The following is a 13,797-nucleotide window of genomic DNA, read 5'->3' on the forward strand; positions in this document are numbered from 1 at the left end:
TATGACCGAGGCCGCTCCGCCCGACCTTCGCCGGCAGGCACAGCGAGTCGGATCCGTGTCGATGACCGGCAGCGTGGCGACGAGGGTGCTCGGCGCCATCGCGCTCGCCGCAGCGGCCGTCATGGCAGTGCTGGCGCTGTGGGTCTCGCCCGCCGACGAGGTGCAGGGCGATGCGGTCCGGCTGATGTACACCCATGTGCCCTCCATCTGGGTCGCATACGGCAGTTTCGTGCTGACCGCATTCGCCAGCGCACGGGTTCTGTGGCGAACACGCAGCGGGGCAGGCGGTTCCGAGGGCGTCATCGCCGATCGTCAGGCGCGCCATTGGGACCGGGTAGCCGGTGCTGCGGCTGAGCTCGGCGTGCTGTTCACAGCGCTCACCTTGGTGACCGGGTCGCTGTGGGGCAAAGTGACGTGGGGCACCTACTGGCAGTGGGACGCACGGTTGACCACCACCGTGCTGCTGTTCGTGACCTACCTGGGGTATCTGGCTCTGCGGCGGCTCCCCGCCGAGTCGCGCGCCCGCGCTCGGCGCTCGGCGGTGATGGCCCTCATCGCGGTGGTCAACCTGCCCATCGTCCACTACTCCGTGGACTGGTGGCGCACGCTGCACCAGGAAGCCAGCCTGGAGATCGGGATCGGCGGCGATCGCAACTACAGCGGCGAGATGTACTGGACGCTGCTGTACTCCTGGGCCACCTTCACCCTCATCGCGTTGTGGATCGGAATCCACCGCTACCGGGTGCTGCGCCTGGAAGAGCTCGCCGAAGAGGCCGCTCTCGAAGAACTGCTCTCGGCGCGTCGCAGCGAGGCGGGCCACCACGAATCAGTGACGGACCGATGACCTGGGCAGCCAACGTCTTCTCGGGCTACGCGCTGACCGCGCTTGCGGTTGTCGCCTACGCGACCTGGGTGGTCCGCCGCGGCCGCGCGCTCGGCCGAGACCTCGGCATCGGCCCCGCCGGAGCCATCCCCGATCCGAGCCGGTCGCACACAGAAACCAGCCAGTGACCGACCTCAGCCCCCGTCATCCCCTTCCCGCCGAGCCAGACCGGGCCGAGGCACGCCAGTTGCTGGGCCGCCGCCGCAAGGCCATCATCGGCGCCTTCGTGGTGCTGCTGGTGATCGCGGGCGGCGCGGCCACGGTTGCGGGCCTGCGCAACGCCACGCTGTTCTTCCGCAACGCGGATGAGGCCATCGCCGAGCGGGTCGAGCTGGGCGATCGCAGGTTCCGTCTGCAGGGGCGGGTGGTGCCAGCGTCGGTGGCGGTGGACGGGGGAGTGACCACCTTCGAGGTCGTTCACAACTGCGCGTCGGTCTCGGTGCGTCACAGCGTCGACCCGCCGGACCTGTTCGAGTCGCCCTGGATACCTGTCGTGCTCGAGGGCCGATGGGTGGCGGGCGACGTCGTGACGGTGGCGGGCCGCGACACTCACTTCTTCTCGAGCGACAACATGCTGGTGAAGCACACCAACGAGTACGTGGCGGCGAACGAAAACCGCCTGCCCGACCCCAACGAGCCCCCTGAAGGCTTCCTGGACGACTGCCCCTTCGAGGTGCCCCGGCTGTGACCGCCGTGCTGGGCACGCTCGGCGTGGCCGTCGGCCTCGTCAGCGCGCTCGGCGGGGCTGCAACGCTCGTCGCAGCGAGGGTGCAGCGGCAGCCGGCGCGCTGCCGCCAGGCGCTGGCGTGGATCGCGGCCATGACCTTCGGCTGCGTGCTGGCGGTGGTTGCCATGGAGATTGCGCTGCTGAGCGACAACTTCTCGCTGGCCTACGTGGCTCGCAACTCCACAATCGCGACGCCGCTCATCTACAAGATCGCGACCCTCTGGGGAGCGTTGGAGGGATCGATCCTGCTGTGGGTCCTGGTGCTGTGCGGCTACGTCGCGGCGGCCGCATGGCGATTCCGTGCGCGCACCGAGGAGCCGACGGTGGCGTGGGCGCTGGCCGTGATGCTCGGCGTGTGCATCTTCTTCTTCGCGCTGCTCGCCGGCCCGGCCAACCCGTTCGGCACGCTGACCAGCCCGCCGGCCGACGGCGGCGGCCTGAACCCGTTGCTGCGCAACCACCCCCTCATGGCCATCCATCCGGTGATGCTGTACCTGGGCTACGTGGGCTTCACCGTGCCGTTCGGATTCGCCGTCGCCGCGCTCATCACGGGCCAGTTCGACACCCGCTGGCTGGCGGACACCCGCCGCTGGACGCTGGTGGCCTGGGGCTGCCTGGGCACCGGCATCATGCTCGGCGCCTGGTGGTCGTATGAGGTCCTGGGCTGGGGCGGGTACTGGGCGTGGGACCCGGTCGAGAACGCCTCGCTGCTGCCGTGGCTGACCGCGACGGCGTTCGTGCATTCGCTCATCACCCAGCAGCGGCGCCAGATGCTGCGGGTGTGGAACCTGTCGTTGCTCATCGTCACGTTCGCGTTGACCATCTTCGGCACGTTCCTGACTCGCTCGGGCGTGCTGGAGTCGGTGCACGAGTTCAGCGAGTCATCGCTGGGGCCCATCCTGCTGGGTTTCTTCGGCGTGATCGTGGCCACCGGCGTGGTGCTGGTGGCATGGCGTGGCGAAGCCCTGCGCACTGCCGCCAGCCTGCGTTCGATCTGGTCGCGGGAGGGAGCATTCCTGGGAAACAACCTGCTGTTCGCCGTAGCGGCCTTCGTCGTGCTGCTGGGCACCGTGTTCCCGCTCCTGGCTGAGGCCGTCTCGAATGAGCGGCTGGCCGTCGGCCGGCCCTACTTCGATCGAATGCTGGCGCCGGTCGGCATCGCCCTGCTGGGACTCATGGCGCTGTCGCCGGCGCTGAACTGGCGCGGCACACCCGCAGAGGTGCGTTCGGCACGCCTGCTCGGCCCGGCAGCTGCGGGAGCAGCGACGATGGTGCTGTCGATCTGGGCCGGCGCACACGGTCTGTGGCAGGTGCTGGCCCTGGGCCTGGGCGGGTTCGTGATCGGCTCCGCGGTGCGGCTGCTGTGGCTGGGCGTCCGGCGCAACGGCTGGCGCGGGCTGCTGGGACGAACCGGCGGCGGGATGATCGCCCACATCGGTGTGGGAGTGATCGCCTTCGGGTTCATCGCCTCGAGTGCCTATGGGTCAGAGGGGGAGTTCACGCTCGCACCCGGCGAATCCGGCACGGTCGCCGGCCACGAGGTCACCTACCTCGGGCTGACCGACGGCGTCGAGAACGGCAACCGGGTGGTGCGGGTACGCGTGGACGTCGAAGGCCGGGGCGTGTTCGAGCCCGCAGTGACGCGCTTCGCCGAGTTCGGACAGCCGATCTCGACGCCTTCGGTGGCGACGAGCCTCGTCGACGACGTCTACCTGTCGCTGGCCACGATTCCCGAAGAGGGCAGCAGCGAGGTGGCGCTGCGGGTGCTCATCAAGCCGCTTGTGGCGTGGATGTGGCTGGGCGGCGCTGTCCTCGCCCTCGGTGTGGCTGCGGCCTTGGTTCCCACCCGGATCGGGGCACGCGACCGGATCCGCCGTCCCCACGACGGTCGGGTCCTTGCTGGTACCGCGCCCGAACGAACCGGCGCGGATGCGCCGGAACCGCACACATGATCCCTGCGTCTGACGGCGAGACGAGGACAGAGTCCGCCCCGGAGTCGGATACACCCGACTCTTCCGGCAGGTCTGCGGACGCATCTCGCTCGCGTTCGTGGGTGCGTGTCGCCGCCGTGCTGGTAGGGCTCGTCGCTGCGGGACTGATCGCCCTGCTCGCGACGAGGGATTCCGACGGCGGCAGCATCCGGGCGGCCAGCCCGCTCATCGGCGAGCCGGTGCCGCATCTGCGCGGTGAGCTGATCTGGCCTCCGGCACCGTTGCTGGCGTCCGACCTCGCCCCGACGCTGCCCGGCGTGCGCTCGGGTCCCGACGGTGTGGCCCGTTTCGACATCGACGCTGCCGCGCCCCGCTGGGTGCTCGTGAACTTCTACGCATCGTGGTGCGTTCCCTGCGAGCGAGAGCATCCGGCGCTCGTCGAATGGGCGGAGCGCCATCGCTTCGACGGCGCCGTCGTCGCCGTGCCGTTCGGCGACCGGACGCCCGATGCCATCGCCTTCTACCAGCGGCTCGGCGGCAATTGGGCCGTGATCGACGATCCCGATGCCCGCTGGGCGGTGGAGTTCGGTGTTCTGCGACCGCCTGAGTCGTTCCTGATCACTCCGGACGGCGTGGTGGCGGCTCGTTGGCAGGGCCAGATCAGCGCTGACGACCCTGACGATGTCATAGCGCTGCTCGTGGGTGCGGCGAGTGCCGATCCGGCAGCACCAGCGGCTGAGTGATGAGCACCTCCGGTGTCCAGCCCTCGACGGCCCCGCAGCCGGCGCGTGCTCGCAGCCGCTCGCTGCGACGGACCGCCTGGCTCGTCGTGGCGGCCGTCGCCGTCGTTGCCGGCGTGCTGGCTGCCACTGCTTCGCGCCCGCCTGCAACCGAATCGGAACGGGCCTATGAGCTGAAGCAGAACACGCTCTGCCCGGTCTGCGACGGCCAGAGCGTGCTCGAGTCGAACGCACCGGCGGCGGCGGCCATGCGCCGCCAGATCGACCTCTGGGTCGATGAGGGCCGCACCGACACGCAGATCCGCTCTGACCTCGCCGCCGCCTATGGCGATGACGTCAATGCGCTGCCGCCAGGGGAGGGGGTGGGCACGCTGGTGTGGGCGCTGCCGGTGGCCGCGTTTGCGGTCGCGTCGGCCGGCCTGTGGGCCGCTGCCCGGCGTTGGCGGGCGCGAGCCGACGCCTCCGATGAAGACCGCACTGCCGCCGGCGATTCTGCTGGTGCCGAGCCGGGCGGCCCGCAGCGGCAGCGCCGATGGCGCACGTCGGGCGTCCTCACAGTGAGTGCTCTCGTCGTCATCGGCGTCGCGGCCGGCCTGCTCGTCGCCCGCTCAGCAGGGCTGCGCCTGGGGGGCGAGACCCTCTCGGGAGACATCGACCGCTCGGCCCGCTCCTTGCTGGTCGACGCCCAGCGGCAGTTCGCGGCGAATCAGCTCGACGAGGCTCGGGCCACGCTGGAGGAGATCTCTCGCCTCGACCGTGACCTGCGCGGCGCCTTGGTGCTGTCAGCCCGCCTGCACCTGCGAGAGTGCGAAACGGCCGTCGCGCAAGGCACCGACAGCGCTGGGGATGGTGGCTGCGACCCGACTGCTGCGCTCGTGGACCTAGACCGTGTGCTGGCCGGAGACCCCAGCGACGTCGAAGCGCTCGCCTTGCGCGGTTGGCTGCTGGTGCGCATCCCCGACGCCGAGCTGATCGCCGCCGGCATCGCGTCGCTGGATGCCGCCGTGGCGCTGGAGCCCGGCGACTTCGACCCGTGGGTGTTCCGGGGCTACACGGCCCGCTTCATCGAGCGCGACCTCGAAGCTGCCATCGGCTACTACGGCGCAGCGCTCCAACGCAACCCGCCCCCCGCCATGGCCGCCGCCCTCGAGAACGCAATCACCGAAATGCAAGCCGAACTCGAATAACCGACCGCACAGCATCCGTGAGTGCCCGCAACTCGCTGCTTCGACGCCTATTGGACAACTTCAGACTGGATCGGGATCGCGTTGGGTGATGTTCCTACTCCACCTGCTGTACTTGCGCTCACGCTCAGCACGTCGCAAGTACCTCGCAGCAGACCGCTGCTTCCCGTTGGCCATGGCCGTTTCGGCTCGAGCCTGGAAGTCCACCGCTTTCCGATCGCATAGCCGAATCCCGTAGTCGTAGAAGCGATTGAGCTTGAAGTTGATCCAGTCTTCGAGACCGATCTCTTCATGACCCATATCGGACGTGGCCCGTGCTGAACCTTCGACGGCCTCGACTCGCAGAACAGCGCGGCGCAAGCGGATTCTTGCGATCTGTTCCAAGGAAAGGTTGCACGCAGCACTCACTGGAATCAGGACCCACCATCCCGCCCATCTCGAGGAGACCATCCACAGGACAGTCACGGTGACCGTAGACACCCAGGACAATAGGTGGAGGCCGAGCGCGACTCGGGCCTGCCGATAACTGGCAATACGACCGTCGGACCAGCGCGGCCTGCGGAACATCTCCGCAGCATGTGTCATCGTCTCAACCAGTCATGAACCAGAGCTTCCGGGCCAGAAGGCCACGGACTGCAACGACGGTTTGCCCCAGTACCTAACACCCAGTCCGGTTGCGCATATTGCACGTATTGGTTGGGCGGCCGCCGCCAGATCCGCCACTGGGCTTGACGGCGTCGTAGAGGGCACTGCCCGTGGTCGCGGCGATATGCCCGCAATACGCCCGAGCACAGGCCGCCGCAACTGTCGAGACCGTGGGAGCCACGATCCGTACCACTAGGACGGCGGCTACAACCCACGCTGGGTCGGCAACGACGGGATACGCAGCGCCTTCGTGATCGACGATTTGAATGAGCGTTGTGCCGTCGAGGATGTAGCGGGTGGGCACTTCCTCGCCGTTGGCGTCGAGGGCCCATGGCGCGGCGATGCCGCCCGATTCGGTGCCGTCGATATCGACGAAGCTCACTGATCCATCCGGGTGCGCTTTAGCGGTGTGGCCGTCCGGCACGGCGTTCTCGAACCGGTACTCGGCGGGTGCCTCGTGGTTGTCGATTACGACCAGCGCAGCAAACAGCGATCTGTCTTCAGTCCCGAGCGTGACCAATTCAACGTTTGCGTCGTCGGCGAGAATCGTGACAGCTGTTGGGATTGTCTCACCGGGCATCCACACGGCCTCATATGTGGGCACGCCGGTGGAGCCGACGGGGCCGATCGGCCCCTCGGGTTGCAGATCCCCAACCGCATCGTTATGGCTGGGCTGTTCCTCACCGCCGGGTCCGGTCCCTTCGTCGATGGGTGGGGACTCCTCGCGGCTCTCACCGGGGCCGGTTCCTGCGCCGGTGTTGGGTTGCGGGCGCGAGTCGTCCTTCAGCTCCCCGCTGCCGGGGCCGATGACACCCGAGTTCTCGGCGGCTGCCGGTACCGTCACTAAGAAGCTGCCTGCCAAAGCCAGGGCGGCTGCCACTGCACCGAGACGTAGGTGTCGTTTCACGTTGACTCCATCGATTATGTGTGTTTGACCGCGCAGGAGTCTTGCATAGGTGTTTCCTCATATCCACATTCTCGGACGCTGTAGTCGGGCGAGTCGGCGAGAGCTGCCCTGAGGCGCAAGCAGTCGACGGTCCGGGAATCGTTGTCGCAATCGCAACCCAAATCCAGCAACAGAGCGACACCTCAACTGGACTAACTGTCGAGTCGTCGGTTGCGGCAGTAGCGTGCTTGGCGAGCGGCAGATGCGGCTGTAATGCCGGTGCAGTCACCACGCGACAATGGATCGCAACCGGTCAGGGGCACCCAGTGAAGGGCAAGCGTCGAGGGTCAGCCGCCAACGGCGGACCAGCCAGCGTCACCGATCAGCAGCTGGCTGCCGCAGTGGCCGACGTCATCGATCCCGAGCTGCGCCGGCCCATCGGTCAGATGGGCATGCTGCGAGCTGCCGCAGTGGCCGGACGCGCCGCGCAGGTGCTCGTCGCCTTGCCGTCGAATGACTGGCCGGCTGCTGGGCATGTCTCGCACGCTGTCAGCGAGGCGGGGTGTGCGCTCGAGGGAATCGACGACGTGGTCGTGGAGTTCACGGTCATGGACGAGGCCGAGCAGTCGGCGCTGCGAGCGCAGCTCATCGGCGACCCGGCTGCTACGGCGGGCACCCACGACGGTCACGGTCACGCTGAAGGACGCGCCGTTCCGTTCGCCCAAGCCGGCAACAAGACCCGCGTGCTGCTGGTGGCCAGCGGCAAGGGCGGCGTCGGCAAGTCCAGCGTGACGGTCAATCTTGCGATCGCGTTGGCCCAGCGCGGCACACGTACCGCTGTCATCGATGCCGATGTCTGGGGATTCTCCATTCCCCGGATGCTCGGCGTCCAGCGTCCGCCCACGGTGATCGACCAGATGGTCGTGCCCACCGAGGCGCATGGCGTGCGCTGCATGTCGATGGGGTTCTTCGCCCGCGAGGACCAGCCGGTCATCTGGCGAGGCCCAATGCTGCACAAGGCGCTCGAGCAGTTCCTCACCGATGTCTTCTGGGACGAGCCCGACCACCTCCTCATCGACTTGCCACCGGGCACCGGCGACATCTCGCTGTCGCTGGCACAGTTCCTGCCGCGCTCGGAGATGCTGGTGGTGACCACGCCGCAGCCGGCAGCGCAGAAGGTTGCCCAGCGCGCTGCCCAGATGGCGGGACGCGTGAACCTGCAGGTGCGGGCAGTGATTGAGAACATGAGCTGGTTCACCGGTGACGACGGCAAGCGCTACGAGCTCTTCGGCTCCGGAGGCGGGCAGGCGCTCGCCGACGAGTTGGAGGTTCCGCTGCTCGGTCAGGTGCCGCTGGTGCCGCAATTGCGCTCAGGTGGCGACGAGGGCATGCCGATCACGGCGGCAGATCCCGACAGCGAGGCGGCCGGTGTGTTCGGGGACATGGCGCGCCTGCTCTGCGAGGAGCACTTGCCGACCCGCCGCTACAACGAGGGGTTGAAGCTGCTGTGAGCGCCGTGGCGATGCCGATCGGCTCGCTCGACGAGCTCAGTTTCGACAACCGCTTCACGGCCGCGCTCCCCGCCGACCCCGAGGCTGCCAACGCCCGCCGGCAGGTGATCGGCGCGTGCTACTCGAGGGTCGATCCGACACCGGTGCCGGCACCGCACCTGCTGGCGCACAGCGCGGAGATGTTCGAACTGCTGGGCTTCGACGCCGACTTGGCCAGCGATCCGGAGTTCGCTGCGGTGTTCGGCGGCAGCGCGCTGCTCGACGGCATGGATCCGCATGCCCATTGCTACGGCGGCCACCAGTTCGGCAACTGGGCCGGTCAGCTCGGCGACGGCCGTGCGATCGCGCTCGGCGAAGTGGTGGACCGCAACGGACAGCACCAGACCCTGCAGCTCAAGGGCGCCGGCCCCACGCCGTATTCCCGTACCGCCGACGGCTTGGCAGTGCTGCGCAGCTCGGTGCGCGAGTTCCTGTGCAGCGAGGCCATGGCGCATCTGGGTGTGCCGACGACCCGGGCGCTCAGCCTGGTGGCGACGGGCGGCATGGTGATGCGCGACATGCTCTACGACGGCCATCCCGAGCTCGAGCCCGGGGCCGTGGTCTGCCGTGTGGCACCGTCGTTCGTGCGGTTCGGCAACTTCGAGATCTTCGCTTCCCGCGGCGACATCGACACGCTGCGCACCCTCACCGACTTCGTCATCGACGCTGACTTCCCGCATCTCGCTCCCGAGGCGGCACCGGGCCGCTACGTGCAGTTCTTCGACGAGGTGGTCCGGCGCACGGCCGACATGGTCTGCGAGTGGATGCGGGTGGGCTTCGTCCACGGCGTCATGAACACCGACAACATGTCGATCCTGGGCCTCACCATCGACTACGGCCCCTACGGCTGGCTCGACGACTACGACCCTGACTGGACTCCCAACACCACTGACGCCGCCCACCGGCGCTACCGCTTCGGCACCCAGCCCCACATCGCGCAGTGGAACCTGATGCAGCTCGCGAATGCGCTCTACCCGCTGATCGGCGAGGCCGAGCCGCTGCAGGCAGCGCTCGACGCCTATGTGCCGTACTTCGAGCAGAAGTGGTCGGCGATGATGGCCGCCAAGCTCGGCTTGCCGAGGCTCGACGGCGATGCCGACAGCGATCTGGCCACCGGCGCGCTCGGCGTGCTGCGGCTCGTCGAGACCGACATGACGGTGTTCTGGCGATGCCTCGCCGCAGTCGATACGGGCGATGGCGTCGATCCGGCCGAGCGCATCGCCCCGCTCGCCGCTGCGTACTACCGCCCCGACGAGGTCACCGACGAGCACCGCTCGGCGACCAGCGAGTTCGTCGAGCGCTACGCGGCACGGCTGCGGGCGCTCGGCATTGCCGACGGGCCTCGGCTTGAGGCCATGAACCGGGTCAATCCCAAGTACGTCCTGCGGAACTACCTGGCCCAACTGGCCATCGACGCCGCCACCGAGGGCCGCCCCGAGGCCATCGGCGAGCTGCTGGACGTCATGCGCCGCCCCTACGACGAGCAGCCCGACAGCGAGACCTACGCGGCGATGCGCCCCGACTGGGCCCGCACCCGAGTCGGCTGCAGCCAGCTCTCCTGCAGCTCCTAGGGCGTTGCGGGCACCACCGGTAGCCTGCGGCCATGGACATCCGGATCGGCATCACCCACGGCGGTCGTGAGCTCAGCGTCGAGATCGACGACGAGGCTGCCGAGGACGCCGCGGCGTCGCTCGAAGGCGCATTGAGCGGCGACGAGACGGTGCTCTGGCTGACCGATCGCAGCGGGCGTCGTGTCGGCGTGCCCATTGACAAGCTCGCCTACCTCGAGCTGGGTCCGGCCGGCGATCGGCGCATCGGCTTCGCAGCGGACTGAGATTCGAATGCGGGCGCCCGCCGACCGGCCGCTGCCCGCGGCCGACATGCGCGACAGTGCCGACGACGGCCCGCGCGAGCACCTGCGCCGGCTGCTCGCGTGGTGGTCGCTGCTGGCCGACCTGTCGTTTTCCGACCTGCTGCTGTTCGTGCCCGGGCAGGTGACCGCACTTGACGAACTGCCCGACGAGGTCGCCGACCTGCATTCGAACGACCCCGATGGCCCGTCGCGTCCGTGGCGCCGGCTCGGTTCTGAGACTCCGCTGACCGTGATCGGCCAGATCCGGCCCACGACCGGTCGCACGCTGTACCGCGACGACCACATCGGGCTGTGCGTGGCTGCCAGCGAGCGGCCGCTGGTGTCGGAGGCATTCGCCCGCGGCGTCATCGTCACCGGTGAGGGCCTGCGGGTGCCCGGCGACCGGCGAGCACGCATCACCGCAGTGCCGGTGACCTTCGACGGCGTGACCATTGCCGTGATGAGCAGCGAGGTCACACCGCGCTTCACCGACATCCGCGATCCAGGCGAACTCGAGCGCACCTACATCGCGACGTTCGGCCGCCTTGCCCGCATGGTCGCCGGCGGCCTGTTCCCCTACCGGGGTGCCGATGTCGCCGACCAGGAGGCTCCGCGGGTGGGCGACGGGCTGTTCCTCACCGACGAGACGACACGTATCGGCTTCGCATCGCCGAATGCGGTCAGCGCGCTGCACCGCATCGGCGTCGGCGGCAACGTGCAAGGCCGCCGCGTGCGAGATCTCGAACTGGGGCCTGACGTGGTGGGACGCGCCATCAGCGGCGGCATTCCCGTGGTGGGCGAGGTGGAGCACCAGTCGGTGACGGTGCAGCTGCAGGCGCTGCCGCTCACCGACACCCCCGTGCGCAACGCGCTGGTGCTGCTGCGCGACGTGACCGAGCTGCGGCGCCGCGACCGGCTGCTCATCTCCAAGGACGCCACGATCCGCGAGATCCACCACCGCGTCACGAACAACCTGCAGACGGTCTCATCGCTGCTGCGCATCCAGGCCCGCCGCTTGGAATCGCGCGAGGCGAACCGGGCGCTCGACGAGGCCGTGCGGCGCATCCGGGCAATCGCCCTCGTGCACCAGACCTTGTCGGCCGAGACCACCGACGACGTCGACTTCTGCGACGTGGCCGAGACGCTGACCGAGACGATGCGCCAGAGCATCACCTTCCCCGAGCGGCCCATCGATTTCACGGTCTCCTGCGAGGCGGGGATGCTGCGATCCCAGACGGCGACATCGCTGGCTGTGGTGCTCAATGAGCTGCTCCAGAACGCGGTGGATCACGCCTTTCCCCAGCTGTGGGAGATCGAGGACCAGACGCTTGAAGCCGCTCCGGGACTCGACGAGAGCCCGATCGGCCGTGTCGAGGTCGAGATCTCCCGGCCGGAGGCGGACCTGCTGTCGATGGTCGTGCGCGATGACGGAGTCGGCATCCCCGCCGACTACGACGCACAGCGTTCAGGAGGTCTCGGCACCTCGATTGTCCGGGCTCTGTGCGGGTCCGATCTCGGCGGCACCTTCGAGGTGCGGCGCCGGACGCCCCCGCCCGGATCCGAGGCCGTCGTGCAGATCCCGCTGCGCACGAGCGCCTGACGGCCCGGACGAATAGCGCGAGTGATTGTTCACAACGTTCGTTCGTATGAACTATTGTTCGCGCAATGTACGAAGAAGACAACGAATCCGCAGCGAAGCGGGTCATCTCATATGCGCGAGTCTCCACAGGCGCCCAAGCGGCATCGGGGCTCGGCACCGAAGCGCAGCACAGGGCCGTCCAGGCTGCGGCAGCCGGACAAGGCTGGCAAATCGTCGACATCTGTACCGATGACGCTGTGTCGGCCGCCATCGAGCCCGCACGACGACCGGAACTAGGGGCAGCGCTCGAGCGGCTCGACGCCGGCAAGGCGGACCTCATCGCGGCAGTGCGCCTCGATCGTTTCGTTCGCTCAATTCGCGACTTGCAGAACCTGCTGGATCTCTCGTCCAGAGGTGGCTGGGACTTCTTCTGCCTTGATCTGCCTATCAGCTCCGACGTACCTGCGGGTGTGTTCATGCGCCACGTGGTCGGCGCGTTCAACGAGCTTGAGCGCTCGCTTGCCAGCGGGCGCACCAAGGCAGCCCTCGCGGTGGCGCGCAGCCAGGGCAAGCGACTCGGGCGACCGAGCAAGCAGTCCCAAGAGGCCAAGGACCTCGCGACCGCGCTGCGCGCCGAAGGCCTGAGCCTGCACAAGATCGCCGTCGCCCTCGAGGAGGCCGGGCTGTGCACCGCCACCGGCAAGACGGTCTGGTCACCATCCAGCGTCCGAGGACTCCTGCGCACCGCCCGCCTCGACCAAGAAGCCGAAGCCAACGCCGCCCGCTACGCCGCCGAGCAGCGCGATCGTTAGCGCCTATATCCAGGCTGTGCGTTGAGGTCCCGTCCCTCAGGGGCAGGACCTCAATCGCACTGCCGTCGGGTCTCAGCCTCCGCCAGGATCATCGCCACCCGAGCATCGAAGACATCCTCGTCGGAGTGATCCTCACCGGATGCATGCGCTGCCTCATGTAACTCGATGGCACCGCCATAGGCCTGCTCGGCTCGCACCTGCCGTACAACTGCGCTCTCACATGCCGTCGACGGCGCGGTGACCCCACAAGATGACAGGAGCAGCAGCAGTGCAATCCCCGCGAGGAGGCACGCTCCGCAGCGATTCACTCTTGAGGCGAACTTGAGCGGGCTGGATACAGGTCGCGGCCGCGACGCTTCCACCACGTCCAAGCGACCGCTACGAGCAGCACGCCGAGGGTGAGCATCGAATAGAGCACGCCTGTCGAGTAGCCGATGAGCCAATACGACCACATCACGAGCGCTGGTACCGCGGCACCACCGATCGACCACAACAGAGCTTCGCGCTTGCTCCTGTATGAATCAGTGTTGTACACGTATCTCACTGCGTTCATCCTACGGTCCAGGAAGCGTTGCAATGGTGCCGAAGCAAGCCCCAGAGGCAACTGCGCCGCCCACTCCGGCAGTTGCTCCACCGACCGCAACACCGAACGTCCCGCACAGGAGAGTCGTTCCACCCCAATAGACGGCGCGTTCCCACCAGTGGCTGTGTGGGATGGTGACGCAACGTTCCCTTGTCTCTTGGTACGCGCCGGGACCGTTGCGGCCGTTGGGGTAGACCGTCACCGTGTAGTAGGTGCAGTCGTAATCTGTGTGTGCTGCGGCAGGCGAGATGTCAAGTGCATCGAGCACGCCAGGCAAATCAGCTCGTGTCGGCATGGCAACTGCCATCGTGGTGCTGAGCAGCAGTGCTGCGAGCACGCTCGCTAGCGCCTTGGTTGGTAGTGATGCGGTGAGAGTCATCCGCTGATCCGTCCTTTCTGGTCGGGATTCGTTCGTTTTGCGCACA

At 68.0% G+C, this 13,797-nt stretch carries 15 protein-coding genes; 11 read left to right on the forward strand and 4 right to left on the reverse strand.

What is annotated here, in order from left to right:
* The first annotated feature begins 1 nt into the window (after nt 1).
* From ccsA to ACOGXE_RS11810, 6 genes are all read left to right on the forward strand, one after another.
* Nucleotides 2-844, forward strand: coding sequence for a cytochrome c biogenesis protein CcsA (ccsA, locus tag ACOGXE_RS11785; RefSeq protein ID WP_419931109.1), 843 nt, complete (start codon nt 2-4; stop codon nt 842-844).
* On the forward strand, nt 841-1,011 hold the full coding sequence (locus ACOGXE_RS11790; RefSeq protein ID WP_419931110.1) for a hypothetical protein: 171 nt from the start codon (nt 841-843) through the stop codon (nt 1,009-1,011). The genes ccsA and ACOGXE_RS11790 overlap by 4 nt, the downstream gene beginning before the upstream one ends.
* Nucleotides 1,008-1,571, forward strand: a complete 564-nt coding sequence (locus ACOGXE_RS11795) for a cytochrome c maturation protein CcmE (protein ID WP_419931111.1) — start codon at nt 1,008-1,010, stop codon at nt 1,569-1,571. Before ACOGXE_RS11790 ends, ACOGXE_RS11795 begins: the two co-directional genes overlap by 4 nt.
* The gene (locus tag ACOGXE_RS11800) at nt 1,568-3,562 is read left to right on the forward strand and encodes a heme lyase CcmF/NrfE family subunit (protein WP_419931112.1); all 1,995 of its coding nucleotides are present in this window, start codon (nt 1,568-1,570) and stop codon (nt 3,560-3,562) included. Before ACOGXE_RS11795 ends, ACOGXE_RS11800 begins: the two co-directional genes overlap by 4 nt.
* A 101-nt stretch (nt 3,563-3,663) precedes the next feature.
* Nucleotides 3,664-4,284, forward strand: a complete 621-nt coding sequence (locus ACOGXE_RS11805) for a TlpA family protein disulfide reductase (protein ID WP_419931113.1) — start codon at nt 3,664-3,666, stop codon at nt 4,282-4,284.
* Nucleotides 4,284-5,468 carry a cytochrome c-type biogenesis protein CcmH gene (locus tag ACOGXE_RS11810; protein ID WP_419931114.1) on the forward strand — a complete coding sequence of 395 codons (1,185 nt, stop codon included), beginning with the start codon at nt 4,284-4,286 and terminating at the stop codon, nt 5,466-5,468. The genes ACOGXE_RS11805 and ACOGXE_RS11810 overlap by 1 nt, the downstream gene beginning before the upstream one ends.
* A gap of 60 nt (nt 5,469-5,528) precedes the next feature.
* Here ACOGXE_RS11810 and ACOGXE_RS11815 read toward each other — a convergent pair whose 3' ends face one another.
* Both ACOGXE_RS11815 and ACOGXE_RS11820 read right to left on the reverse strand, forming a co-directional pair.
* Nucleotides 5,529-5,765: a hypothetical protein gene (locus ACOGXE_RS11815; protein ID WP_419931115.1), complete on the reverse strand. Its 237-nt coding sequence runs from the start codon at nt 5,763-5,765 to the stop codon at nt 5,529-5,531.
* Between the two features lie 358 nt (nt 5,766-6,123).
* Complete coding sequence (locus tag ACOGXE_RS11820) at nt 6,124-6,954, reverse strand: hypothetical protein (protein WP_419931116.1); 831 nt, start codon at nt 6,952-6,954, stop codon at nt 6,124-6,126.
* Between the two features lie 368 nt (nt 6,955-7,322).
* Between ACOGXE_RS11820 and ACOGXE_RS11825 the strand changes: the two genes are divergently transcribed.
* From ACOGXE_RS11825 to ACOGXE_RS11845, 5 genes are all read left to right on the forward strand, one after another.
* A complete protein-coding gene (locus tag ACOGXE_RS11825; protein ID WP_419931117.1) occupies nt 7,323-8,507 on the forward strand; it encodes an Mrp/NBP35 family ATP-binding protein in 1,185 nt (394 codons plus the stop codon).
* A gap of 11 nt (nt 8,508-8,518) precedes the next feature.
* Nucleotides 8,519-10,117, forward strand: a complete 1,599-nt coding sequence (locus tag ACOGXE_RS11830; protein ID WP_419933516.1) for a protein adenylyltransferase SelO — start codon at nt 8,519-8,521, stop codon at nt 10,115-10,117.
* Nucleotides 10,118-10,149: 32 nt separating this feature from the next.
* Nucleotides 10,150-10,380: a DUF3107 domain-containing protein gene (locus ACOGXE_RS11835; protein WP_419931118.1), complete on the forward strand. Its 231-nt coding sequence runs from the start codon at nt 10,150-10,152 to the stop codon at nt 10,378-10,380.
* Nucleotides 10,381-10,387: 7 nt separating this feature from the next.
* Nucleotides 10,388-11,998 carry a sensor histidine kinase gene (locus tag ACOGXE_RS11840; RefSeq protein WP_419931119.1) on the forward strand — a complete coding sequence of 537 codons (1,611 nt, stop codon included), beginning with the start codon at nt 10,388-10,390 and terminating at the stop codon, nt 11,996-11,998.
* Between the two features lie 65 nt (nt 11,999-12,063).
* Complete coding sequence (locus tag ACOGXE_RS11845; RefSeq protein ID WP_419931120.1) at nt 12,064-12,789, forward strand: recombinase family protein; 726 nt, start codon at nt 12,064-12,066, stop codon at nt 12,787-12,789.
* A gap of 304 nt (nt 12,790-13,093) precedes the next feature.
* Here the strand turns inward: ACOGXE_RS11845 and ACOGXE_RS11850 are convergent, their stop codons facing one another.
* Both ACOGXE_RS11850 and ACOGXE_RS11855 read right to left on the reverse strand, forming a co-directional pair.
* Complete coding sequence (locus tag ACOGXE_RS11850) at nt 13,094-13,333, reverse strand: hypothetical protein (RefSeq protein ID WP_419931121.1); 240 nt, start codon at nt 13,331-13,333, stop codon at nt 13,094-13,096.
* 10 nt (nt 13,334-13,343) lie between these two features.
* Nucleotides 13,344-13,751, reverse strand: a complete 408-nt coding sequence (locus ACOGXE_RS11855; RefSeq protein ID WP_419931122.1) for a hypothetical protein — start codon at nt 13,749-13,751, stop codon at nt 13,344-13,346.
* Between the last annotated feature and the right edge of the window lie 46 nt (nt 13,752-13,797).

Source organism: Candidatus Poriferisodalis sp., assembly GCF_965208555.1.
Classification (GTDB): domain Bacteria; phylum Actinomycetota; class Acidimicrobiia; order Acidimicrobiales; family Poriferisodalaceae; genus Poriferisodalis.

Coding starts and splice junctions, on each gene's coding strand:
- ccsA (WP_419931109.1), top strand. CDS start 2: ATGACCGAGGCCGCTCCGCCCGACCTTCGCCGGCAGGCACAGCGAGTC.
- ACOGXE_RS11790 (WP_419931110.1), top strand. CDS start 841: ATGACCTGGGCAGCCAACGTCTTCTCGGGCTACGCGCTGACCGCGCTT.
- ACOGXE_RS11810 (WP_419931114.1), top strand. CDS start 4,284: ATGAGCACCTCCGGTGTCCAGCCCTCGACGGCCCCGCAGCCGGCGCGT.
- ACOGXE_RS11815 (WP_419931115.1), bottom strand. CDS start 5,765: ATGGGTCATGAAGAGATCGGTCTCGAAGACTGGATCAACTTCAAGCTC.
- ACOGXE_RS11830 (WP_419933516.1), top strand. CDS start 8,519: ATGCCGATCGGCTCGCTCGACGAGCTCAGTTTCGACAACCGCTTCACG.
- ACOGXE_RS11835 (WP_419931118.1), top strand. CDS start 10,150: ATGGACATCCGGATCGGCATCACCCACGGCGGTCGTGAGCTCAGCGTC.
- ACOGXE_RS11840 (WP_419931119.1), top strand. CDS start 10,388: ATGCGGGCGCCCGCCGACCGGCCGCTGCCCGCGGCCGACATGCGCGAC.
- ACOGXE_RS11845 (WP_419931120.1), top strand. CDS start 12,064: ATGTACGAAGAAGACAACGAATCCGCAGCGAAGCGGGTCATCTCATAT.
- ACOGXE_RS11855 (WP_419931122.1), bottom strand. CDS start 13,751: ATGACTCTCACCGCATCACTACCAACCAAGGCGCTAGCGAGCGTGCTC.